The sequence below is a fragment of the Paenibacillus thiaminolyticus genome (genome assembly GCF_003591545.1).
GTDB lineage: Bacteria > Bacillota > Bacilli > Paenibacillales > Paenibacillaceae > Paenibacillus_B > Paenibacillus_B thiaminolyticus_A.
The window spans coordinates 141,522-162,451 of the sequence record NZ_QYZD01000010.1 but is presented as its reverse complement, the minus strand read 5'-3'; the positions used below and the strand labels follow the sequence as shown (position 1 = coordinate 162,451).

The following is a 20,930-nucleotide window of genomic DNA, read 5'->3' as shown; positions in this document are numbered from 1 at the left end:
TCCTGCTTATTGCTTATGCCGGCCAATACGGCTTCGGCTCCTCCGGCAACAGCAATGCCATATATATGAGTGCGATGGGGGTCGCCGCGCTGGAGGCATGGGAGCCGAGCGCCGTCTTCTCGACTGGTCGGAGCTGCATTATGAGTGGGGAGACATGCTGGAGACCGTACTCGATATTGGGAGCGTTAAGTATGCGGATGAGCCCTTTCCGCTGGCTGTCATCGTCGGACCGCATTGCGAGGAAGCGATCAGAACACTGTTGCTGGGCCTTCACAGCACCGAATCGATCGACAAGTTCGAATGGATTCATCGGGACAGGGAGAGCGCCTGGCGCTACATCGAAGCACAGATCGCCGCATATGCTTAGCGTTGCATCACGGCACTCGAAAACGATCTTATACCAAAGCGGTCCATTCCGAACGAAGGAATGGGCCGTTTTCCTTTTTCATAAAAAAGAATTGACAGAGCCAGAAGCAATGAGTAATAATAGCAAAGTCTCTATTCGTAAATATTACGATTAAAGATCAAGGGGCGATCCATCCCTTATGCTGTGGTCGCTTCATTGAACATGGGGAGCGTGGTCATGATCAAATATGTTGTGCTGCGGCTGCTGCAGACCTTGCCTGTATTGTTAGGCATCTCACTCCTTTCCTTCGGCGTGATGCATGTGACCCCTGGCGATCCTGCGGAGATCATGCTTCGGTCCGGCGGCGTGCAGCCGTCGCCGGAGGCGGTTGCGGCAGCGGGCTCCGAATTGGGCCTCGATAAGCCGTTCTATGTGCAATACGGACAATGGCTGTGGCGCGTGCTTCACCTTGATTTGGGTGTCTCTGTGAGCAGCGGCAGACCCGTCATCGACGAACTGCTGGACCGGCTTCCGGCTACGCTTCTGCTAGCCGCGGGGGCGATCGTCATCCTTCTGCTGATCGCGCTGCCGCTTGGCATCGCTTCAGCGGTATTCCCTGATGGCTGGATCGATCGCATCGGCAGGGCAGTGGCGATGATCAGCGTCACCATGCCCGGTTATTGGCTGGGCATGCTCTTACTCTATTACGGGGCGGTCAAGCTGCAATGGTTCCCGGTAACCGGGACAGCTGGCTATTCCGGTGTGCTGCTGCCTGCTTGTACGCTTGGCTTCGGGCTGGCGGGGACCTATATCCGGCTGATTCGGGCCGGCATGATCGATGCCCTCCGCCAAAGCTATGTGAGCTCCGCCAGAGCAAGGGGGCTGGCCGAGCATGCTGTCGTCGGGTCGCATGCCCTGCGTAATGCGTTATTGCCGGTAATGACCCTGTTCGGCATTCACATCGGGCATTTGCTTGGCGGAGCGGTCGTCGTGGAAACGATCTTCGCTTGGCCGGGGCTCGGCAAGTATGCCGTCGATGCCATTTTTGCGAAGGACTACATTGTGATTCAAGGCTATGTCCTGTTCATGGCCGTGAACGTTGTCATCGTCAACCTCGTGGTCGACATCGGCTATCAGATGGCAGATCCGAGAATTCGTCTCGGCAAGCCGGTGTGAAGAGGTTGTCCCCACAGTCCGCTTTGGAACACGCATGTAAAGGAGCAACCATATGTATCGTGCTAGATATTTTCTAAAAAATGTCTCCTTATGGGCCGGGGCCGGAATCGTCGGACTAACGGCACTCATAGGACTGTTGGCTCCTTATCTCATGCCGTCGGACCCGCTCCAGATTCACTTGGATATCCGGTTGAGCCCCCCTTCGCTGGATTACCCGCTCGGAACCGATCATTTGGGGCGCTGTATATTGTCGCGGTTGATTGCCGGAACGCGGGTGTCGCTGTTCTATTCCGTGATGGTGCTGGGGGCTGTCCTGCTCATCAGCGTGCCGATTGGCATGGTCTCGGGATATGTTGGCGGGTGGATCGATCATTTCATGATGCGGATTATCGATATTCTGCTGGCGTTTCCCAGTCTCATTTTAGCCTTGGCCATTGCGGGGGTATTGGGGCCCAGCTTGCCGAACCTGCTCTTGGCCTTCGTCCTCGTATGGTGGGCGGGGTATGCCCGCATCATTCGCGGCCTCGTCCTGCAGATCAAGGAGAGAGACTATATTACCGCTGCCCGCGCCTCTGGTGCGACACATCTGCAAATCCTGCTGCGGCATATTATCCGCAATGCAGCGAGGCCGATGCTGGTGCTCGCTTCGCTCGAGATTGGGGCGATTCTGCTGGCCATTTCGGGGCTTTCCTTTCTTGGATTGGGGGCGCAGCCTCCAACGCCCGAATGGGGCGTCATGCTGAACGACAGTCGTCCGTATATACAGACGGCGCCGCATCTCATGCTGTATCCCGGGTTGGCGATCATGGCGGTGGCGATGGGCTTCAACTTGCTTGGCGAGGGATTGCGGAGAACGGATCGAACGGACAACCGGCGATGATGGAGCGGAGGGGAGGACTGCATATGGAAAAAAGCGAGCTGCTGCGCATCAGACAGCTTACGGTTGAATTCGGGCCGGGAGAACATGCTGTAGAGGCGATACGGGACGTTAGTCTTGACGTGGGGTCAGGCTCTATCGTCGCGTTGATTGGGGAGAGCGGGAGCGGCAAATCGGTGACGGCGCGCTCCGTGTTCGGCCTGCTTGACCGGTCCGGCCGGGTAACAGCCGGAGAAGTGTGGCTTGACGGTACGGACTTGCTCCGGCTGAAGCCACGGCAGATTCGCGGACGAAGAGGGAAGGACATGGCGATGATATTCCAGGATCCGGCGAATTGCCTGAATCCGGTGCTTACGGTCGGCGCCCAGATGATAGAGACGATTCGCCGCCATCGCCGCGTGTCGCGCCGGGAGGCCACAGCGCTCGCGATCGCTCAGCTCGCACGCGTCGGACTGCCCGATCCCGCGGGATTATGGAGACGCTACCCCTTCCAGATTAGCGGAGGGATGTGCCAACGGGTCATGATTGCGCTGGCGCTTGTCTCGGGTGCGCGCCTGCTGATCGCGGACGAGCCGACTACGGCGCTTGACGTCATGAGCCAGGCGCAGATCTTGGATGAATTGGGCCGGTTGCGCCAGAGCGGCATTGGGATACTGCTGATTACGCATGATCTGAGTGTCGTCGCCGAGATTGCCGATCGCGTCTATGTAATGAAGGCAGGCCGCCTCGTGGAAGCGGGCGATGTGTATGATATTTTCGAGCGCCCCCGTCATGACTATACAAGGATGCTGCTGGACAGCCGCTGCTTGCGGCCGCATCCGATAGAAGAGACGGCGATGCCGAGGGGAGGAAAACATGCTTATCGAAACGGAGTTGCTGACCAAAATGTATCGACAGGATCGGAGGTGGTTCTCCAGGGCTGAGGAAGCAGTGGCGGTCGACCGGGTATCGCTGCGGGTTGCGCAAGGAATGGCGCTCGGACTCGTCGGGGAGAGCGGCTGCGGCAAAAGCACGCTCTCGCGGCTGCTGCTCGGACTGGAGCGCGCAACATCGGGGCGTGTCCTCTACCGGGGGACGGACATTACCGGATGGAGCCCGCGGCGGATGCGGCCATTGAGATCGCGGATGCAGATGGTGTTCCAGAACAGCTTCGCCTCCTTCGATCCGCTGCTAACCGTGGAACAGATCATTGCCGAGCCGCTGGATTATTATCAAAAGCTGTCGCGAGAGGAACGCCGGAGGGAGGTGCTTAGGCTGCTAAGTCTCGTGGAGCTGGACGAGCGGTATTTGAAGCGCTATCCGCATGAGCTGAGCGGCGGCCAGCAGCAGCGAGTCGGAATTGCGCGCGCCCTTGCGCCGGGACCGGAATTGCTCATCTGCGACGAGCCCTTCTCCAGCCTGGACTTTACGCTTCGCAGATCGATGCTGCATCTGCTTCAGAGATTGAAGCGGCAATTGCGCCTGACTTACTTGTTTGTTACCCATGATTTATCGCTCATTCCCGAACTGTGTGACCAGGTCGCCGTTATGCGCCGCGGCCAGGTGATCGAGACGGCGGCGGCTGTGGAAGAGTGCAGGCATCCGTATACGCGTCAGCTGCTAGAGGCGGTTCCCGCCCAAGATCCTCGTCACCGGAAAAAAAGACACCAGGAGTTGGAGACCTGCTTATGAGAAAACGAATGACCAGAATCAAACCAATGCGTTGGTATTGCGCGGCAATGGCTGCGCTCGTCCTTGTCTTGGCGGCTGGGTGCGGTCCGGCTGCACGACCCGCGTCGACTGGCGAAGGCGGCACCGGCAAGCAGATTGTAGTGGCTGTCGCCTCGGATCCGGCGTTGGATCAACTGGACGCGGGCACCTATGGAGGCTCTATTATGGTACACCCTATGGTGTACGACAGTCTGGTGGAATACGGAGACAAAGGGAGCATTGTCCCGTCGCTGGCCAAGTCATGGGACCTGTCGGACGATGGCAGGACCTATACCTTTCACCTGAGATCGGGCGTCGTTTTTTCCGATGGCACGCCATTGGACGCGGCGGCGGTGAAATTTTCGTTCGAGCGCTGGTACCGGGATCCGGCATATTCTTCGCTCAATGTCGCCACAGGGCTTCAGAACATCAAGGTCATCGATGGGGCGACGATTCAATTTACATTCAAGGAGCCTTTTTACCCGCTGTTGACGGAAATGGCCTTTGCCCGGCCCGTTCGCATCATCAGCCCTTCGGCGGTTGAGCCGTTCGGCGATCCGGACGGGCGGTTCACGAAGCCAGTCGGCACCGGAGCATGGATGGTTGACAGTTACACGAAGGATCAAGAAGCGGTTCTTGTTCGCAATCCGGCTTATTGGGGGAATGCGCCGCAGCTGGAGAAGATTGTTCTGAAGGTGATTCCGGACGCCCAGTCGCGGGTTCTTGCGTTACAGAGCGGCGCAGTCGACATTTCCGGCGGGGAAGCGGGCACAATTCCCTTTGACAATCTGGAGCTGCTGCGGGCGGACCCGCAGTTATCGGTTCAACAAGCGCCAGGGACTAGCTCTCATTTTCTTATTTTCAACGAAAATCAATGGATGGTTCAGGATGTAAATGTTCGCAGGGCGATCAATCTCGCCATCGACACACAAAGTATCGTCGAGCAGCTGCTCGGCGGCGCTGGCCAGGAAGCGCAAGGCTTGTTCCCGCTGACCGTCCCGTACATCACGGAACGCAACAACCGTTGGTATGGATATGACCTTGATGAGGCTAGACGGCTTCTCCAGGAAGCGGGCTACACCGACTCCGATGGAGACGGGACGCTAGAGAAGGACGGCCGCAAGCTGGAGCTGAAGCTCGTGCTGCAGCAGGCAGAGTATCCCGAGTGGAAGCCGATTGCCGAAGCGGTTCAGTCCCAATTGCAAGCAGTGGGCATACAAGTTCAGCTTCAGGTGCTGGAACCGAATGCGTACTACGATACGCTGTGGAAAAGCCGAAAATATGATCTGATTCTGTACAGAACCTATTCGGATGCCTACAATCCGCATGCGTTTTTACTGTCGCTGTTCCATCGCACGGGCGGCACGCCTGCCGTTGCCTGGTCGGATGCGCAGTTAGAGGCGCTGCTTGATCAAGCGCTTATATCCACGAACACCGGCCACAGGCAGGCATTGTATGATCAGTGGTTTGCCAGGGCCAAGGAAGAGGCGATATACGCGCCTATTTATTACCCGGACGATATTTTTGTGGTGAACCAGCGAGTCCGGAACTTCAAGCCGGGCTATACGACGTATGCGCCAATTGCGTGGAACGAGCTTCAGGTGGAGTACTGACGGAGCCGGCTTGTCCGCCCAATCGAAATGGAGGAGTGATGAAGCTTGCTACATGAAATTTCCCGCTATTGGACGTCCGGGGCTTCCGGCTATAACAAGGTCGTTCAGGCGCAGTTCCGCAGCCAGCGGACCGTACAAAGATGGAAGGCGTTATTGCAGGAAGGATTGAGCGATCACAAGCCGCAGCGCATATTGGATGCAGGGACCGGGCCCGGATTTTTCTCCTTGCTCCTTGCGGAGATGGGCCATCATCCGACTGCGGTAGATGCTTCGTCCGGCATGGTGGATACCGCCGCGCGCAACTTCAAGGCCGCGGGACTGGATATTCAGGTGTATGAAGGCGACGCGGCCCATTTGGAGCGCGAGGAGGATGAATCCTACGATGCGGTCGTATCCCGCGATGTCGTCTGGACGCTGCCGGATCCGGCCAGGGCGTACGGCGAATGGTTGCGAGTGCTTCGGCCGGGCGGACGCTTGCTCCTATTTGACGGCAACTATTTGTACCAGAAGCAGCGAGGCCTCAGGTACCTTCTGCGGCGTGCCATGGCCTGGACGCTCATCCTGTTGACGGAGCGGAGAATAAGCACACGGGAGGGCCGCGATGAGCGGGCGCTGGAACGGCTGCCGTTCGTGCAGGCCGCTCGGCCGGAGGCCGATATCGAAGCACTCGAGCAGGCAGGCTTTACAATCGATATCGTCCGGACCGATTATTTTCCCGGGTATAAGCAATCACTGCAATATTGGAAATATGGGTATCAAACGGATGTTCGTTTTATGATTGTCGCCCGAAAGGCATCACAGCATAGATAGAGAACAGGCGTGTCATGCAGAATAAGACGACAAGCTGAGCACCGGCATCCTGCCGGTGTTTTTGTGCATATGATTGGCAAATGAAGGGAATACATTGGAAACGGGGGCGTAATTACGTATAATGTCTGTATGCGCGCACGTAGGCAAGCGCATATTTTGTATAAATACATATACTGTACAACATCGTGTAATCGGTATAGGGAGGTCACAATGGGCAGCTATCATTTTATTGGGATAAAAGGAAGCGGAATGAGTGCGTTAGCACAATTGCTGCATGATCTCGGACATCGGGTTCAAGGGGAAGATGTCGAGGAGGCGATCTTTACACAGGCTCCTTTGGAGGCAAGGAATATCCCAATATACGCTTTCGGTGAGGCGCCGTTGGCGAACGATATAATCGTAATCGCATCGAATGCCTTCGATGATGCGCATTTGAGCTTGGAGCAATGCAGAAGACAGGGGTTGACCATCCACCGGTACCATCATTTCCTGGCGGCTTGGATGAAGGACTATACGAGCATCGCCATTACCGGATCGCATGGCAAGACCACGACGACGGGGATGCTGGTGCATGCGCTCGGCTCCTCCTGGCCGACCTGCAGCCTGATCGGCGACGGGACTGGGTCCGGTACGGCCGACGCCCGATTCTTCGTCTTCGAGAGCTGTGAATATAAGCGGCATTTCCTGGCCTATCAGCCGGATATTGCCATAATTACGAATATTGATTTTGATCATCCGGATTACTTCCGGGGGGTAGACGATGTGAGACATGCCTTCGAGCAGATGACTGCCACCGTCGGCAAGCAGATCGTCGCTTGCGGAGATGACGAGCAGGTGCGCTTGCTTCAGTCCGCGAAGCCCATTCTCTATTACGGGTTCGGAGATCATAATGAACTAAGGGCTGATTCCATCTCCGTGCATGGCCAAGGCGTCAGCTTCGATGTTATCTGGCAGGGGGCCAAGCTGGATCGGTTCACGATCCCGGTCTATGGGCGCCATAACGTGCTGAATACGCTCGCTGTTATTGGCGTCGGGCTCGTGCTCGGGCTGGATATGGCCGCGATCCGGCAGCGCGTTTCTTCCTTTGGCGGTGTGAAGCGGCGCTTCACGGAAACGGGATGGAAGACCAATATCGTCATTGACGATTACGCTCACCATCCGTCCGAGATTCGGGCGACGCTGGATGCGGCCCGCAGCAAATATCCGGATCGGCGCATTGTCAGCGTGTTCCAGCCGCATACCTTCACTCGCCTGGAACGGTTGATTGATGACTTCGCCGCATCGCTGATCGCCGCGGACGATGTGTTCCTCTGTCCGATTTTCGGCTCGGCGCGCGAGCGGGCCGGCAGCGTATCGATTGAAAATCTGCGCGATCGGATTCCGCGTGCGCAGCTTCTGTCCGAAAGCTCGATTGGCCAACTGGGATCCTATGAGGATTCGGTGCTCGTCTTCATGGGAGCGGGCGATATTCAGAAATATCAGAGACGGCTTGTGGAGCTGTGATGAAGCAGGGCGGATAGGGAGCTCCGCCCTGATTCGTTAGGGGAAGAGGCATGAACGAAGAGGAAGCTTGGGAGCAGCCCGCATCGTGTCCCTCTGGGTAGGACGATGCGGCTCGGAAGAGGAGCTGGAGCGTTGCGGGAAGCGTATCTTGCAGATAGTCCCGGCGTCGGGCTGGCAGGCCTGCTGGCAGGCTGTTCCTATGAGGAGGAAGTGATTCCTCGGTTCATGCAGCTTCACCCTGAACCATTCCCGGAGGAGCGGAACGCGGTTATTCTGCTGTATAAGTTTGCGTACAACGGTCATGTGCGGCATGCCGCGAATGAACGGTTATCCGTCGATTATATCGGCTCGGTCCGGTATGAATGACTTTGGCGGCATCCAGACTCTTTTGTCCCTTGCAGGGGATGGAAGAGTCTTTTTTGCGATCGAGCTTGCCGTTCTTCGCACCGGGGCAGTTCCTTTAACCCGAGCTGCGCCGGTTAAGGTTAGGCAGAGGGAAGACAACGGTCATTGCATGCACAAACCCTCGTGCAAACGTGTGCTGGCAGACCAGTTGCAGGGAGAATAATTTTCCTCCGCTCCTGAACACGGGCGTTAGAACAGACTTGAATTATTCCCCCGCTCCTCTACAATACAGGTAGCGGGACAGGAGGGATAAAATGGGATATTCTATAGGGGAAGCAAGCGGAGTAGAAGCCGTGAGAGTGCTGGTGCCGCTCGGGTATGCCGGAGCGCCCGCTGAATGTGAGAGACGGGCAGCCGGCCCCGGCGCAAGATTCGGAATGACTAAATGAGTCAACAATCGAAGGGGAGATGTAATGGAAGCAGCAGCGCTTGTTGAGCGGTTTTTGGCATATGTAGAGGTGCCGCGGGGCAAGGCAGATTTGGCCCTGCTGAACAGGTTGATCGATCGGTTCCAGCGGAAGGTGCGATGGGAGAACTTGACCAAGATCATCGATTATGAGGCGGGCGCCGCGAGGAAGCAGTATATTCCTCCTATCGAGGTCTATGTCAATCGCATGGTGACACAAGGGTATGGCGGTACCTGCTGGACGATAGCTATCGGCTTCCACTGTCTGCTGCGGCAGCTTGGATATAACGCGTATTATCTCTACATGGACCCGGGGCATCTCTGCTTGCGCGTGGATCTGGATCAGCCCTATTATGTCGATCTGGGTTATGGCGCACCCTTATTTCAAGCCTATCCGCTGCATCAGTCATTCGTTGCTGCGGACGATAGGGAGACCTTCACCTATACCGCAGCGGCGGACGGGATTACCATTGTTCGGCAGCCGGGTCCGACCAAAACATTGACTCCTGAACCAGTCCAACTGGAGGAAATGCTTCCGATCATCAACCGATCGAATGATTGGAATACGTCACCGATGCTGCGGGATCTGCTCATATTCTGTTATATCGCAGACATCCCGACCTCATTGACGAACGGCACGCTGAAGCAGTATTTCCCGGATCGGAAGATCGAGCGGGAGCTGGAGCCGGATGAACTCAGGCACTGGATAACAGACAAGTTCGGGATGGACTTTGCCTTGTACGAGCAAGCCAGCGGCATCTTTCGGCGCAGACGCGCCCAACTGGACGGAGACATGCATTGAGAATGACCAGCAGAGAATGAGAAGGGACGCAATGCTGTACCATTTCAGCGAAGAACCCGGCATTAAGCGGTTCGTCCCGAGGGAGAACCAGAATCGTGAAGGCTTACCTCCGGTCGTATGGGCGATTGATGAGGAGCATCAATTTACTTATTTTTTTCCGAGGAACTGTCCCCGGATTGTCGTCAGGGCCACACCGGATATGAGCGAGGAAGAGCGGGATCGATTTTTCGGTCAGTCGCTGGCAAATGCGATAATTACGATAGAGAGCCGGTGGTACGCCCGCGTCGCGGACTGTACGATATATCGGTGCTGTCAAGCCGTGACTTATCTTCACTTTTCCATGAATCAGCTATTCTGGCAAGCAAGCCGCGAATCTATTATTACATCCTGATCGGGCCGCTCGATAAATATAGGTCGAACCGAATCCGCTCTGTAACGTATTACACTAGAAAAGGTGAATATTGCCGAGACAGATGGGCGACAGCATCAAGGCAGAGGAGGGATCGGGAATGAAATATTTCGGATTGGCATGTATTATAAGTCTGCTAATAACGGCACTTGCGTATGCGAGGGGAGGCTGGGAACTGGCGGCCCAAGCGAATGCGTGGCCTGGGGGAATCCTAGTGATTCTTGCGGCAATCCTATCCGGTGCGCTCCTAAGCGGGAATCGGTCGCGAGCCAACTCCCACTCCAGCTCAACAGAAGAACTGCGAGCCCGTAATCAATGGTCTGGGAGCGCGTTCATATGCTCGATTCCGTTTTTGGTGGTGACCATTGTATATTTTGTAACGAAATAGGCAGTCCGCTATTGTGGCCTTCATTCACGGGAATGGAGGCTTTGTGTCGTTGTGGACGGGAAAATGAAGCAGAACCGATGGGGCATCTGCCTCGGGACATGGATACGAATCGACGATGAGACGGTGTGAAAAATAATTAAATTCATCAAAATAAGTTGGACAAAGGAAAGTTGTGAGTGTCAGGCTGCGTGGGGAAGTTCCTTTAACATAAGGATTTTTCATGGAAAAGCAAAAAGAATAGGAGCATAAGTGAGCAGAAAACGGCTCCAATCCTGGAAAATTGGGCTCTTGACAAATAAGCCTTGGGAAACTAATTTTATACTTAGCATTAGAGTTGCACTAGGTAAATTTTATTTCCTGAATGCATACTATAGATACCAGTGCTGCATGCAAATGATGGAGGAGGAATAGGAAGTGAAGCAGGAGAACATTCGATGGAAGCTGATGAGCATCATGATCTTGGCGTTGTCGATCATCGTATCGGCATGCGGTACCGGATCCGATAAGCCGGCAGCAGCACGGGACGGAAAAATCAACATCGTTACGACCATCGCCCAAATCGCGGAGCCGGTATCGGTCATCGGCGGGGAGCGGGTGAATGTGCAGAGCTTGATGGGCCCGGGGGTGGACCCGCATCTGTATAACGCTACACAGGGAGACATTCAGAAGCTGGAGAGCGGGGATATCGTACTGTACAGCGGCCTGAACCTGGAAGGCAATATGGGAAAGGTCTTCGAGCAAATCGGCAAAAAGAGGCCTGTACGGGCATTAGCGGAAGCGATTCCAGCCGAACGCTTGTTGAAGGACGATGCGGGGGCAATCGATCCGCATGTCTGGTTCGATATTGAGCTGTGGAAATTGGCGATCGGCGCGGCGACCGAGGAGTTGAAGCGGTATTCGCCGGATGATGCCGATTATTTTGAAGCGAATAAGACGAAGTATTTCGAGCAGCTGGATGCGCTTCAGGAGGAATCGAAGGGCAAGCTGGCGCTCATACCGAAAGATCAGCGCGTCCTCGTCACGGCGCATGACGCATTCGGCTACTTCGGGCGCATGCACGACGTGGAAGTGGTCGGTCTCCAGGGGCTGAGCACGGAGGACGAGATCGGAATCTCCGATATCGACGATACGATTGCGATTTTGCTCGAATACCGGATTCCTGCGGTGTTTGTCGAGAGCAGCATCAACCAGAGCTCGATCAAGGCCGTCATCGAAGGAGCGGCAAGCAAGGGCCTTCAGGTCAAGCTGGGCGGGGAGCTGTTCTCGGACGCGATGGGAGATGCGGGCTCGCCGGAAGGAACATATCTCGGAATGTACCGCCACAATGTGGAGACGATCTATCACGCATTGACAGAGAGAGGTGAGTAATATGTCTGTTCTGAACGTGGAGGGCGTAACGGCATCTTACCGCAAAAATCAAGTGCTTCACGATGTCGCCTTTGACGTGAAGCCAGGATCGTTGACCGGAATCGTCGGGCCGAACGGGGCGGGGAAGTCAACGCTGCTCAAGGTGATGCTGGAGCTGCACCCGAAGCTGTCCGGCTCGGTCTCCTTCTTCGGATCGACCTTGGCGAAGATGAAGACGCGAGTGGGCTATGTGCCGCAGCGCGGATCTGTGGATTGGGATTTCCCGACCAATGCGCTGGATGTGGTGCTGATGGGCCTGTACGGCAGGATCGGCTGGCTCAGATGGCCGGGCCGCCGCCACCGGGAGCTGGCGATGGAATCGTTGGCGAAGATGGGAATGGCGGATTATGCGGAACGCCAGATCAGTCAATTGTCCGGCGGCCAGCAGCAGCGGGTATTCCTCGCGCGGGCGCTGGTTCAGGATGCGGATCTGTACTTCATGGATGAGCCGCTGGCCGGCGTCGACGCCGCGACGGAGACGGCGATCATGACGACGCTCAAGGAATTGAAGCTGTCCGGCAAGACCGTCATGGTCGTGCATCACGATCTGCAGACGGTGGAAGATTATTTCGACCATGTGCTGCTGCTCAACCGGACGGTCGTCGCGCACGGCAAGACCGGTAAGGTCTTCACCAGTGATAATGTGCACCGTGCCTATGGCGGAACGCTGCACTGGATGAAGGAGGCATAGTCATGTTGAACGCCTTATTGTCTCCGAACGCGCAGTGGGTGCTGTTCAGCACGCTCATTCTAGGGATGGCGTCGGGGATGATCGGATGCCTTGCCTATTGGAAGCGGCAGAGTCTGATGAGCGATGCGCTGTCCCATGCGGCGCTGCCCGGCGTCGTCATCGGCTTCGCCGTCATGGGAAGCAAAAATTTGCCGGTGATGATCGCCGGAGCGGCCGTCAGCGCGCTGCTGGGGGCTTCCCTGATTCAATGGATACGCTCATCCAGCCGCGTGAAGGAGGACACGGCGATGGGCATGATCCTGTCCGTCTTTTTCGGATTCGGGATTATGCTTCTCACCATCGTCAATCGGACCGGCGCCGGCAATCAGAGCGGCCTGGACAATTTTATATTCGGCCAAGCCGCATCGATGGTTCGCAAAGACGTGTACACGATGCTCGTCGTCGCCTTGCTCGTCATGCTCGTCGTCATCATTGCGTTCAAGGAATGGAAGCTGTTCCTGTTCGACGCGGATTTTGCCGCGGGACTAGGATTGTCGGGCAGGCTGATGAATGCCGTCTATTTGACTGTGCTCGTGCTCGTCATCGTCATCGGCATACAGGCCGTCGGCGTCATATTGATGGCCGCGCTGCTCATCATTCCTTCGGTCAGCGCACGCTACTGGACGCATTCCTTCAAGTGGATGATGATCCTGTCGGCTCTCTTCGGCGGCGGCTCCGGCTTCTTCGGAACCGTGATCAGCACGCTGGGCAAGGGCTGGCCGACCGGTCCGTTCATCGTCGTCGCGTCCTCCTCGCTCTTCCTCGTGTCGCTCGTATTTGGGGCCCAAAAAGGACTTCTCGTTCAATCGCTGCAGCTGCGCGCCCAGAAAAAGCGGCTGGCCCGCTCCTGGACAGGCAAGCCGCTAGGCCATGTGCTCGAGGAGGGGAACTGACATGAGCTATACAGCGTGGATAGTATTGACCGCCTCCTTGGTCGGGGTGTCTTGCGGATTGATCGGCGTCTTCCTAATTCTGCGCCGGATGGCGATGATGGCCGACGCGATCAGTCATACCGTGCTGCTTGGCATCGTAACGGCCTTTCTTATCACCCGGGAGCTAAGCGGCATCCATATGCTGATCGGCGCGATTATTGCCGGACTGCTGACCGCTCTGCTGGTGCAGTGGTTCCATTCCCGGGGCGTGCAGCAGGATGCCTCGATCGGCGTTGTCTTCACGACGCTGTTCGCGATTAGCGTGATCCTGATCGCGACGCAGGCGGGCAATGCCCATCTGGACGTGAAGCACGCGCTGATGGGGGAGATTACGTTTGTGCCGTGGAATACGGTTGACCTGCCCGGGATCGGTTCAATACCGGAAGCGACGCTGATTCTCGGCATCGTGCTGCTGGCTGTGCTGATTGCGATCTTGGCATTTTATAAAGAGTGGAAAATTACAACCTTCGATCCGGCGCTGGCCGCAAGCATCGGAATCCCTGTGGCGCTTATGCATTACGTGTTCATGGGGCTGGTCTCGGTGACTACCGTCGCCTCGTTCGATGCGGTCGGAGCGATTATGGTCGTAGCTATGCTGATTACACCGGCGGCAGCCGCGTATTTGTGGACCGACCGCTTGTCCGTCATGCTCGTGCTGAGCTCTGCCTTCGGGATTCTCTCCGCAGCCGGAGGTTACTATATTGCGGTATGGCTGGACACGTCGATTTCCGGTTCGATGGCCTTCGCCACCGGCATTGTATTCATGATTAGCTTTATCGGCTCGCCGAGGCACGGTCTGTTCTCGCGGTATGTGCGTCCCGATGTGGTTGGTGGATCCCGGTAGGTAGGGTAGGTTTGCGACTTTGGTCTGATCAAAATAGAAGAAGATAAGCCAGAGGGCGTCAGGCTCTCTGGCTTTGTGCGTCTGGATGCTCCGTTCGTCCTACTCCCAATGACTCAGAATCCGGGATTGCAGATAGACGTTTACTATTCTATGATGAAGACAGGGAAAAAGTGGAGAAGGCGAAATCATGCTCGAACGTCATTTTTTGGGGTACGGCCGATCTCGAATCAAAAATGCGGACTCGGGAGGGATAACTCTGTATTACAAAATATTCCGCTACTACATACAAGCGTCGCAGACGCAGGCCTATCATCAGCTAATGGCACGTGCCGATGCCGTATACCGGGCACATATCGATTATACGCTGCATTATGCTCCAAGCTCCGATGAGCCCGGCCTATGGATAGAGATTCAGATCTTTTCAAGCGAACAAGCCTACCGGGAAGCGGCGGGACCTCTGTATCGGGAGCCGGAACTGGACCTGCTCTATGAACAGTTCCTCACTTTGCTGGATCCGGCCCGGCCGTCTATTCAGGAAGAGACGTATTCCCATGACATCGGGCGGGAGGTTCGTTGATTCGAGCCGTTTTGGATAGGCGCCTGTTTTCCGGGGATAGGGGCTGTGGCCTTTTTATTTAATGATATTAATTAAATTCGTTCACAGATAGAGATGAGGCTCGTACCGCGGCACGTTGTGAGTACATCGTGAGAAGATCCGACGCAGTAAAGGAGAGAGCAGAGCATGAGCAAATATTGGAGCGACCTGACCATGAGGCTTGTTCCCTATGTGCCTGGGGAGCAGCCTAAGGACAAAACCTATATCAAACTGAATACAAATGAAAATCCGTATCCTCCCTTTCCCCGCGTGCTGGCTGCCATCGAACAGGCGGTTCAGGCGGATCTGCGCCTGTATCCGGACTCGGCATGCCAGGAGCTGAGGCAGGCCGCGGCTGGACGATTCGGGCTAAGCGAGCGGCAAGTATTCATCGGCAATGGCTCGATGAAATACTGGCTTTCTCCTTCGCCGCATTTTTTACGCCGGGAGCTCCGGTCCTGTTCCCCGATGTTACATACAGCTTCTACAAAGTATATGCGAATTTGTATGGCTTGCCGTATGAAACAATCGCCCTGGATGATGATTTTCATGTGCGGCTGGACGCATTTCATCCGGAATGCGCGGGAGTTGTCATCCCGAATCCGAATGCTTCAACAGGGAAATACGTTGCGGCCGATTCCTTCCGCCCGCTGCTGGAGAAGCATGCGGAGCACGTTGTCATCCTCGATGAAGCCTATATTGATTTCGGCGTGGAATCCGCCGTGAAGCTTATCAATGACTATCCGAACCTGCTTGTCATTCAGACGCTGTCCAAGTCGCGGTCGCTGGCCGGCCTGCGGGTAGGCATGGCCTTCGGACAGGAAGACTTGATCGAAGGACTGGAACGTGTCAAAAATTCGTTCAACTCCTAGTACGTTGGACCCGATCGCGCTCGCGGCGCGAAGGCGGCGCTGGAGGATGAGGATTACTTCCGGGAGACTTGCCGGAACGTCATCCGGACGCGGGAATGGACGGTCAAGCAGCTCGAAGAACTGGGGTGCTCCGTTATCGAATCGAAGGCGAACTTCGTCATGGTGACCCATCCCGCGATTCCGGCGAAGCGACTGTTCGAGGAACTGCGCGAGCAAGGCATACTGGTCCGGTACTTCGCTCAGCCCAGAATCGATAACTACTTGAGAGTATCGATCGGAACGGGTGAAGAAATGAAGCCATTTATCGATGCGGTGAGGAAAATAGGCGTTATAATATAATTAATGACATTAATCATAAATGTGATTAATTAATAGGCGCGGCTGGATGCCGACAGGGAGGGGCGCTTGCAGGCATCGCTAGACACGGGTTGCCGCATGCGCTGCGCAACGTCGAAATATACAAAGATAAGGGTGGAAAATGTGGCAAAAAGCAAAATCATCGTGACCGCGGGAGCGATCATCCGCGATCGTGCCGGCAGAGTGCTGCTGCAGAAGCGATCGGATTACGGCAACTGGGGGCTGCCAGGAGGCGGCATGGAGCCGGGAGAAGCGATCGAGGACACCATGATTCGGGAAGTCAATGAAGAGACGGGGCTTGTGGTTGAGCGGTATGAGCTGTACTCGATCTACAGCGGCGAACGAATGCATTATACATACCCGGACGGCAATGAAGTCGTGTTCGTCATGTTCCTGTTCAATGCGGCAGTGAATCTGGAAGGGAAGCTGGAGGAAGACGGCAAGACGCTGCGCTTTCGGGACGAGGCGGGGGAATCGGCGGCGCTGGAATTCAAGCGTCTGGAGCAGATCGATACCGCACAGATCAGTACCGTCCAACGGCCTGTCTTCGAGGACTTGCTGTTGAAGAAGAACGTTCTGCTTCGAAAATAAGGATTTTTAGGCCATCCAAGTATGCATGCTGGATGGCTTTGTTGATCCGGACGCAGATTTACCGTGCCGTATGCCGATTGAGAACGCAGCTCCTTCCCAGCGGGCGTCTTTAGAATTTCTTTAGTTTTTCTGCGGGGAGGGTGGCGGAGAGCATCAATGCGATGGCGGAGGCGCAGATGCTGCAGCAAGCGAATGAACGGCAGCAGGAGCAAGCGAAAATGGCGCTGATTACGGGGAGTTCCCATGATCTGCGGACGCCGCTTACGAGCATTATCGGGTACCTGGATCTATTGACGAGCAAATCGTATCAAGACACGGAAGAGCAGGAGCGATTTATTCGGAATACGCACAAGAAGGCCATTCTTCTGAAATATTTGATTGAAGATTTATTCGAGTATCACGCGCCTCACTTCATCCGATGTGAAGCTCCACAAGGAGCCGGTCGATCTGCTGGAGCAGATGCTCGTGGAATTCGAGCCGATTGCGCAGGAGTATGGGGTGCAACTGCATTGCCAGCTTGAACCCGTGCCTGCTCTCGTTCAAGTGGACAGCGAGAAGATCATCCCAGCCCTCGATAATTTGCTGCTGAACGCCTTGAAATTTTCGATTAGGCCGGGTCAGATTCATGTCTCGTTCCAATCCGGGAACGGCCATCTGAGCGTTGCGATCGAGAACGAGGGCAAGCCGATTACGGCGGAGCAGGAGAAGCATCTGTTTGAACGCTTCTACAAGGCCGATGATTCCCGCACGGCGCATGCGATTCAATCCGGCTCCGGTCTGGGACTGTCCATCGCGAAGAACATCGTCGAGCTGCATGGCGGCACGATCAAGCTCCGGCATGAGGACGGACACTTCACCTTCACGGTACGGCTGCCGAAGAGGTAATCGATTTTATTTGCCAGTACGGGAAGCGGTAGAATACAATGAGGCAAGTAAAGAGTATGTTGCGGTATTCCTCGTTATGCGAAATGATCCAGGTCCAGTAAGAGTAAGACATATAGTTATCATAATAAATATTATGTAAACCAATAGGTCCGCTATGGCTGACAGGCATTCCATCCGATTCCGTTGCGACAGGAAATTCGCATGTCCGAAGCCTGTCAGCAAGGTATCATGATGATTGGTCAACGGGGCGCGGGAGGAGGAAGCGGATGAAGAATAAAAAGATAGTCCTGACCGGAGGTGGCTCGGCAGGGCACGTAAGCGTCAATGCCGCCTTGATTCCCAAGCTGCTGGAGCGGAATTGGGATATTCACTATATCGGGTCGTATGAAGGAATCGAACGGAAGATCATGTCCGCCTTCTCCGAAGTGACCTATCACGGCATCTCGACGGGGAAGCTAAGGCGCTATGCGGATTGGAACAATGTGAAGGACCCGTTCAAGGTCTTAAAAGGTTGTGGCCAAGCCTACGCGTTATTGAGGCGCATTGGGCCGCGCATTATTTTCTTGAAGTAAATGTTCAAAAAGGACGATTTTCAGCACCGAGAAGGTTGCAAGAACTCGAAGAAGGAGCAGCGGAGTGTAGGCGGGACTACATGAGCAGCGGACTTCAAGAGTGAATGCAAGATTCGATGCAGAGTTGCTCCCTGTAGCTCTTCGTGATCAAAATCGAACTTTTTGAACGACCACTCGAAGGGGAGGATTCGTGTCCGTGCCGTTGGTGGCGGCGGGATGGATGCGGCGCGTGCCGGCTATCATCCACGAGTCGGATATGACGCCGGGCTTGGCGAATCGTATCGCCACTCCCTTCGCTACCCGGATCTGCGCGACGTTCCCGGAGACGCTTCACCATATCCGCAGCGGCAAAGCGGAATACGTCGGCGCGATCGTGCGCGAGGAGCTGCGCCAGGGGGATGCCGCCCGTGGCCGGCTGCATTGCGGATTCCCGGCAGGGAAGAAGGTCCTGCTCGTCATGGGCGGCAGCTTGGGCGCCAAAAGCATCAACGGGGCGATCCGGGCCAACCTGCGTTCTCTGCTCGACACCTTCCAGATCGTGCATATTTGCGGCGCGGGCCAGGTGGATGAAGCTCTGCAGCTTCCGGGCTACAAGCAATTCGAATTCGTCCATGACGAGCTGCCTCATCTGGCGATGTCCGATGTCGTCATCTCGCGGGCCGGATCGAACGCAATCTTTGAATTGCTGTCGCTGCGCAAGCCGATGCTGTTGATTCCGCTGCCGAAGGGGTCCAGCCGCGGCGATCAGATTTTGAACGCCCGATCGTTCGCGGACAGAGGCTTCGCCGAGGTGCTGGATGATGCAGACGTGTCGTCGGACGCCTTCCTGCGCATGGTGCATACGCTAGCGGAGAAAAGGGAGGAGTATGTGCAGCGGATGGATTCGCACTCAGGCAATGCGATCGGCACGATAGAGAAGCTGGCGGACATGATCGAGCGATATGCCAACGGTAGATGGGGCGATCAGGGAAACGGGTCTGAAGACAGTTGATGCCAGGAGTCGGTCCGGAACGAAGGGCAGGCCTGCCCTGTGCCGAGGCCTTATTTTTTGCGGGGAATCGATAAGGTGCTCCATTCTTCTGCTCGAATCTGCTTCGCGACATAGACGAGCTGGCCCACATGATACGAATAATGCGACATCTGGCGCTCGATCGCTTCGAGAACGGAATGGGGCTCGTTCCGAATCGTGACCGTCGTCAACAGATCGTCCGTGGTCAGGGAGCGGAGCGCATTCAGGAAGACGTCCCACCCGCGGTTCCATACCCGCAGCAGGTCGTCCTTGGAACGAATCGAATCGATGAATTCATCGTCGCGGTTGCGATTCGGCTTCTCTCCGTCGCTCGTCAGGAAATCGGTCCAGCGGGATATCATATTGCCGCTCATATGCTGGACGATAATGGTGACGCTGTTCGAGTCCTCGTCATCGCCCAATGGATATCCTGCTCCTGAAGCTGAGCCATCGCACGCTCGGCGTCCGCTTTTAGGCTCGTGAATTTATCGATGACGATCCGCAAATAATGCTGAGCCACGCTCTCCTTCGAATCTTGCGGCATGATACATGCACCTCCGGCATTGGAATTGCTTCCAGTATACCTGTAAATAACATGGCCACCTATACGATGGAAGAAAAAAAGTACATAGGCGGCATTCGAAAAAGCGGCATCAGGCCTGCTCCTCGCGGTATTGCGCCAGCAGCGCCTTCGCTTCCGCAATGACTGCGGCGCGCAGCTCAGCCGGTGCAATCGCCTCCATCCGCGGCCCGAAGCGGAGAATTGTCTCGGCGGCTGATTCCAGCGTATGGAATTCGACTTCGGCCTCGGACCACCCGCCGTCTGCCGCCCGGACCGGGCCGACCCGCACGTACCGGTCCAGGGACAAGCGCTCCAGCATATCGTCGCGCAGCCGAATACGCGCCGGGTAGCGCGGCAGGCTTGCGGTGAACTGGGCCGTCGATTGCGCCCAGTAGGACGCAAGGTCGAAGCCAGCGGGGCGCGTGAAGGTCTCGTCCAGCAGCTCGGCATGCCGCAGCCGCGACAAGCGGTACGTGCGCAGCAGGGCATCGCCGGTCTCCGCGACGACGTACCACACATTCCGCTTCGCCACGAGCCCGAGCGGATGGAGCGTCCGGGTCACGACGCCATCCTCGCGTTCGTAGTCCACGCGAACCGCCCGCTCTTCCCATACAGCCTCCTGCAGCAGAGACAGTAAGGGCGACGAGTCCTGCGTCGTCTCATGCCAACCCGCTCCGTCGATATGGAGGCGCTCCCGGGCAATCTCCGCATCCCGCCGCTGCTCGGCGGTCGTGGAGGCGAGCAGCTTCCGCAGGGCGCTGTCTCCCTCTTCCCGAAGGCCGAGATCATCGAGCAGGGTGGAGGGGATCAGCAGAAGCGACAGAAGCTCTGTCGCCTTCATTCCCGTCAACGTCGTGCGGTATCCTTCCGTCAGCATCCAGCCGCCATTCGATCCCCGATCCGCATACACCGGAATGCCGGCGGCGCTGAGAGCATCCATGTCGCGCATGATGGTCCGCTCGGATACCTCCAACTGCCGGGCCAACTCCTTCGACGTTAATTTGCCATGATTCTGCAGCAGCAGCACAATGGTTAACAGCCTATCTGCCCGCATCCTATCATCCTCTTTCCCGTGTAATTTATTTCTGACGCAGTTCATTTGCAGCGTGCTCATCTAATCTCATCTTATCATATCAATATGACAATAGAT

22 protein-coding genes and 3 pseudogenes are annotated in these 20,930 nt (G+C 56.0%); 23 read left to right on the top strand and 2 right to left on the bottom strand.

The window, feature by feature from the left end:
- Nucleotides 1-97: 97 nt before the first annotated feature.
- From DQX05_RS32040 to DQX05_RS13310, 23 genes and pseudogenes are all read left to right on the top strand, one after another.
- A complete protein-coding gene (locus DQX05_RS32040) occupies nucleotides 98-367 on the top strand; it encodes a hypothetical protein (protein ID WP_259391973.1) in 270 nt (89 codons plus the stop codon).
- 216 nt (nucleotides 368-583) lie between these two features.
- On the top strand, nucleotides 584-1,522 hold the full coding sequence (nikB, locus tag DQX05_RS13410; protein WP_119794112.1) for a nickel ABC transporter permease: 939 nt from the start codon (nucleotides 584-586) through the stop codon (nucleotides 1,520-1,522).
- 52 nt (nucleotides 1,523-1,574) lie between these two features.
- On the top strand, nucleotides 1,575-2,402 hold the full coding sequence (gene nikC / locus DQX05_RS13405) for a nickel transporter permease (RefSeq protein ID WP_119794111.1): 828 nt from the start codon (nucleotides 1,575-1,577) through the stop codon (nucleotides 2,400-2,402).
- Nucleotides 2,403-2,425: 23 nt separating this feature from the next.
- On the top strand, nucleotides 2,426-3,322 hold the full coding sequence (locus tag DQX05_RS13400; RefSeq protein WP_259391972.1) for an ABC transporter ATP-binding protein: 897 nt from the start codon (nucleotides 2,426-2,428) through the stop codon (nucleotides 3,320-3,322).
- Nucleotides 3,255-4,070 (top strand): ATP-binding cassette domain-containing protein, encoded by an 816-nt coding sequence (locus DQX05_RS13395; RefSeq protein WP_182914735.1) that lies wholly within the window; start codon nucleotides 3,255-3,257, stop codon nucleotides 4,068-4,070. The genes DQX05_RS13400 and DQX05_RS13395 overlap by 68 nt, the downstream gene beginning before the upstream one ends.
- An 8-nt stretch (nucleotides 4,071-4,078) precedes the next feature.
- Complete coding sequence (locus tag DQX05_RS13390) at nucleotides 4,079-5,701, top strand: nickel ABC transporter substrate-binding protein (RefSeq protein WP_259391971.1); 1,623 nt, start codon at nucleotides 4,079-4,081, stop codon at nucleotides 5,699-5,701.
- A gap of 45 nt (nucleotides 5,702-5,746) precedes the next feature.
- Nucleotides 5,747-6,511 carry a class I SAM-dependent methyltransferase gene (locus tag DQX05_RS13385; RefSeq protein WP_119794108.1) on the top strand — a complete coding sequence of 255 codons (765 nt, stop codon included), beginning with the start codon at nucleotides 5,747-5,749 and terminating at the stop codon, nucleotides 6,509-6,511.
- 210 nt (nucleotides 6,512-6,721) lie between these two features.
- Nucleotides 6,722-8,014, top strand: a complete 1,293-nt coding sequence (murC, locus tag DQX05_RS13380) for a UDP-N-acetylmuramate--L-alanine ligase (protein WP_119794107.1) — start codon at nucleotides 6,722-6,724, stop codon at nucleotides 8,012-8,014.
- Nucleotides 8,015-8,146: 132 nt separating this feature from the next.
- Nucleotides 8,147-8,380 (top strand): immunity 22 family protein, encoded by a 234-nt coding sequence (locus DQX05_RS13375; protein WP_182914734.1) that lies wholly within the window; start codon nucleotides 8,147-8,149, stop codon nucleotides 8,378-8,380.
- A 452-nt stretch (nucleotides 8,381-8,832) separates the two neighbouring features.
- Nucleotides 8,833-9,627 carry an arylamine N-acetyltransferase gene (locus tag DQX05_RS13370; protein ID WP_119794105.1) on the top strand — a complete coding sequence of 265 codons (795 nt, stop codon included), beginning with the start codon at nucleotides 8,833-8,835 and terminating at the stop codon, nucleotides 9,625-9,627.
- A 31-nt stretch (nucleotides 9,628-9,658) separates the two neighbouring features.
- Entirely contained in the window at nucleotides 9,659-10,018 is a 360-nt protein-coding gene (locus tag DQX05_RS13365; protein ID WP_182914733.1) for a DUF6886 family protein, read from the top strand.
- Between the two features lie 82 nt (nucleotides 10,019-10,100).
- Entirely contained in the window at nucleotides 10,101-10,424 is a 324-nt protein-coding gene (locus DQX05_RS13360) for a DUF5316 family protein (RefSeq protein WP_310735666.1), read from the top strand.
- 444 nt (nucleotides 10,425-10,868) lie between these two features.
- Nucleotides 10,869-11,792, top strand: a complete 924-nt coding sequence (locus DQX05_RS13355) for a metal ABC transporter solute-binding protein, Zn/Mn family (RefSeq protein ID WP_182914736.1) — start codon at nucleotides 10,869-10,871, stop codon at nucleotides 11,790-11,792.
- Nucleotide 11,793: 1 nt separating this feature from the next.
- Nucleotides 11,794-12,522, top strand: coding sequence for a metal ABC transporter ATP-binding protein (locus tag DQX05_RS13350; protein WP_119794102.1), 729 nt, complete (start codon nucleotides 11,794-11,796; stop codon nucleotides 12,520-12,522).
- Between the two features lie 2 nt (nucleotides 12,523-12,524).
- Nucleotides 12,525-13,454, top strand: coding sequence for a metal ABC transporter permease (locus DQX05_RS13345; protein WP_119794101.1), 930 nt, complete (start codon nucleotides 12,525-12,527; stop codon nucleotides 13,452-13,454).
- A 1-nt stretch (nucleotide 13,455) separates the two neighbouring features.
- Entirely contained in the window at nucleotides 13,456-14,337 is an 882-nt protein-coding gene (locus tag DQX05_RS13340) for a metal ABC transporter permease (RefSeq protein WP_119794100.1), read from the top strand.
- A gap of 187 nt (nucleotides 14,338-14,524) precedes the next feature.
- On the top strand, nucleotides 14,525-14,914 hold the full coding sequence (locus DQX05_RS13335; protein WP_119794099.1) for a hypothetical protein: 390 nt from the start codon (nucleotides 14,525-14,527) through the stop codon (nucleotides 14,912-14,914).
- 347 nt (nucleotides 14,915-15,261) lie between these two features.
- Nucleotides 15,262-16,143 (top strand): annotated as a pseudogene (locus DQX05_RS13330) (pyridoxal phosphate-dependent aminotransferase).
- Between the two features lie 141 nt (nucleotides 16,144-16,284).
- Nucleotides 16,285-16,752, top strand: a complete 468-nt coding sequence (locus tag DQX05_RS13325; protein WP_119794098.1) for an NUDIX domain-containing protein — start codon at nucleotides 16,285-16,287, stop codon at nucleotides 16,750-16,752.
- A gap of 140 nt (nucleotides 16,753-16,892) precedes the next feature.
- Complete coding sequence (locus DQX05_RS32035; protein ID WP_259391970.1) at nucleotides 16,893-17,273, top strand: sensor histidine kinase; 381 nt, start codon at nucleotides 16,893-16,895, stop codon at nucleotides 17,271-17,273.
- On the top strand, nucleotides 17,218-17,637 hold the full coding sequence (locus DQX05_RS32030) for a sensor histidine kinase (RefSeq protein ID WP_259391969.1): 420 nt from the start codon (nucleotides 17,218-17,220) through the stop codon (nucleotides 17,635-17,637). Before DQX05_RS32035 ends, DQX05_RS32030 begins: the two co-directional genes overlap by 56 nt.
- Before the next feature lie 266 nt (nucleotides 17,638-17,903).
- Nucleotides 17,904-18,206 (top strand): annotated as a pseudogene (locus DQX05_RS13315) (glycosyltransferase); the annotation flags it as partial.
- Nucleotides 18,207-18,399: 193 nt separating this feature from the next.
- The gene (locus DQX05_RS13310; RefSeq protein ID WP_259391968.1) at nucleotides 18,400-19,200 is read left to right on the top strand and encodes a glycosyltransferase; all 801 of its coding nucleotides are present in this window, start codon (nucleotides 18,400-18,402) and stop codon (nucleotides 19,198-19,200) included.
- 50 nt (nucleotides 19,201-19,250) lie between these two features.
- Here the strand turns inward: DQX05_RS13310 and DQX05_RS13305 are convergent.
- Both DQX05_RS13305 and DQX05_RS13300 read right to left on the bottom strand, forming a co-directional pair.
- Nucleotides 19,251-19,762 (bottom strand): annotated as a pseudogene (locus DQX05_RS13305) (DUF1572 family protein).
- A gap of 109 nt (nucleotides 19,763-19,871) precedes the next feature.
- Nucleotides 19,872-20,834: a helix-turn-helix transcriptional regulator gene (locus DQX05_RS13300; protein ID WP_119794097.1), complete on the bottom strand. Its 963-nt coding sequence runs from the start codon at nucleotides 20,832-20,834 to the stop codon at nucleotides 19,872-19,874.
- Nucleotides 20,835-20,930 lie beyond the last annotated feature (96 nt).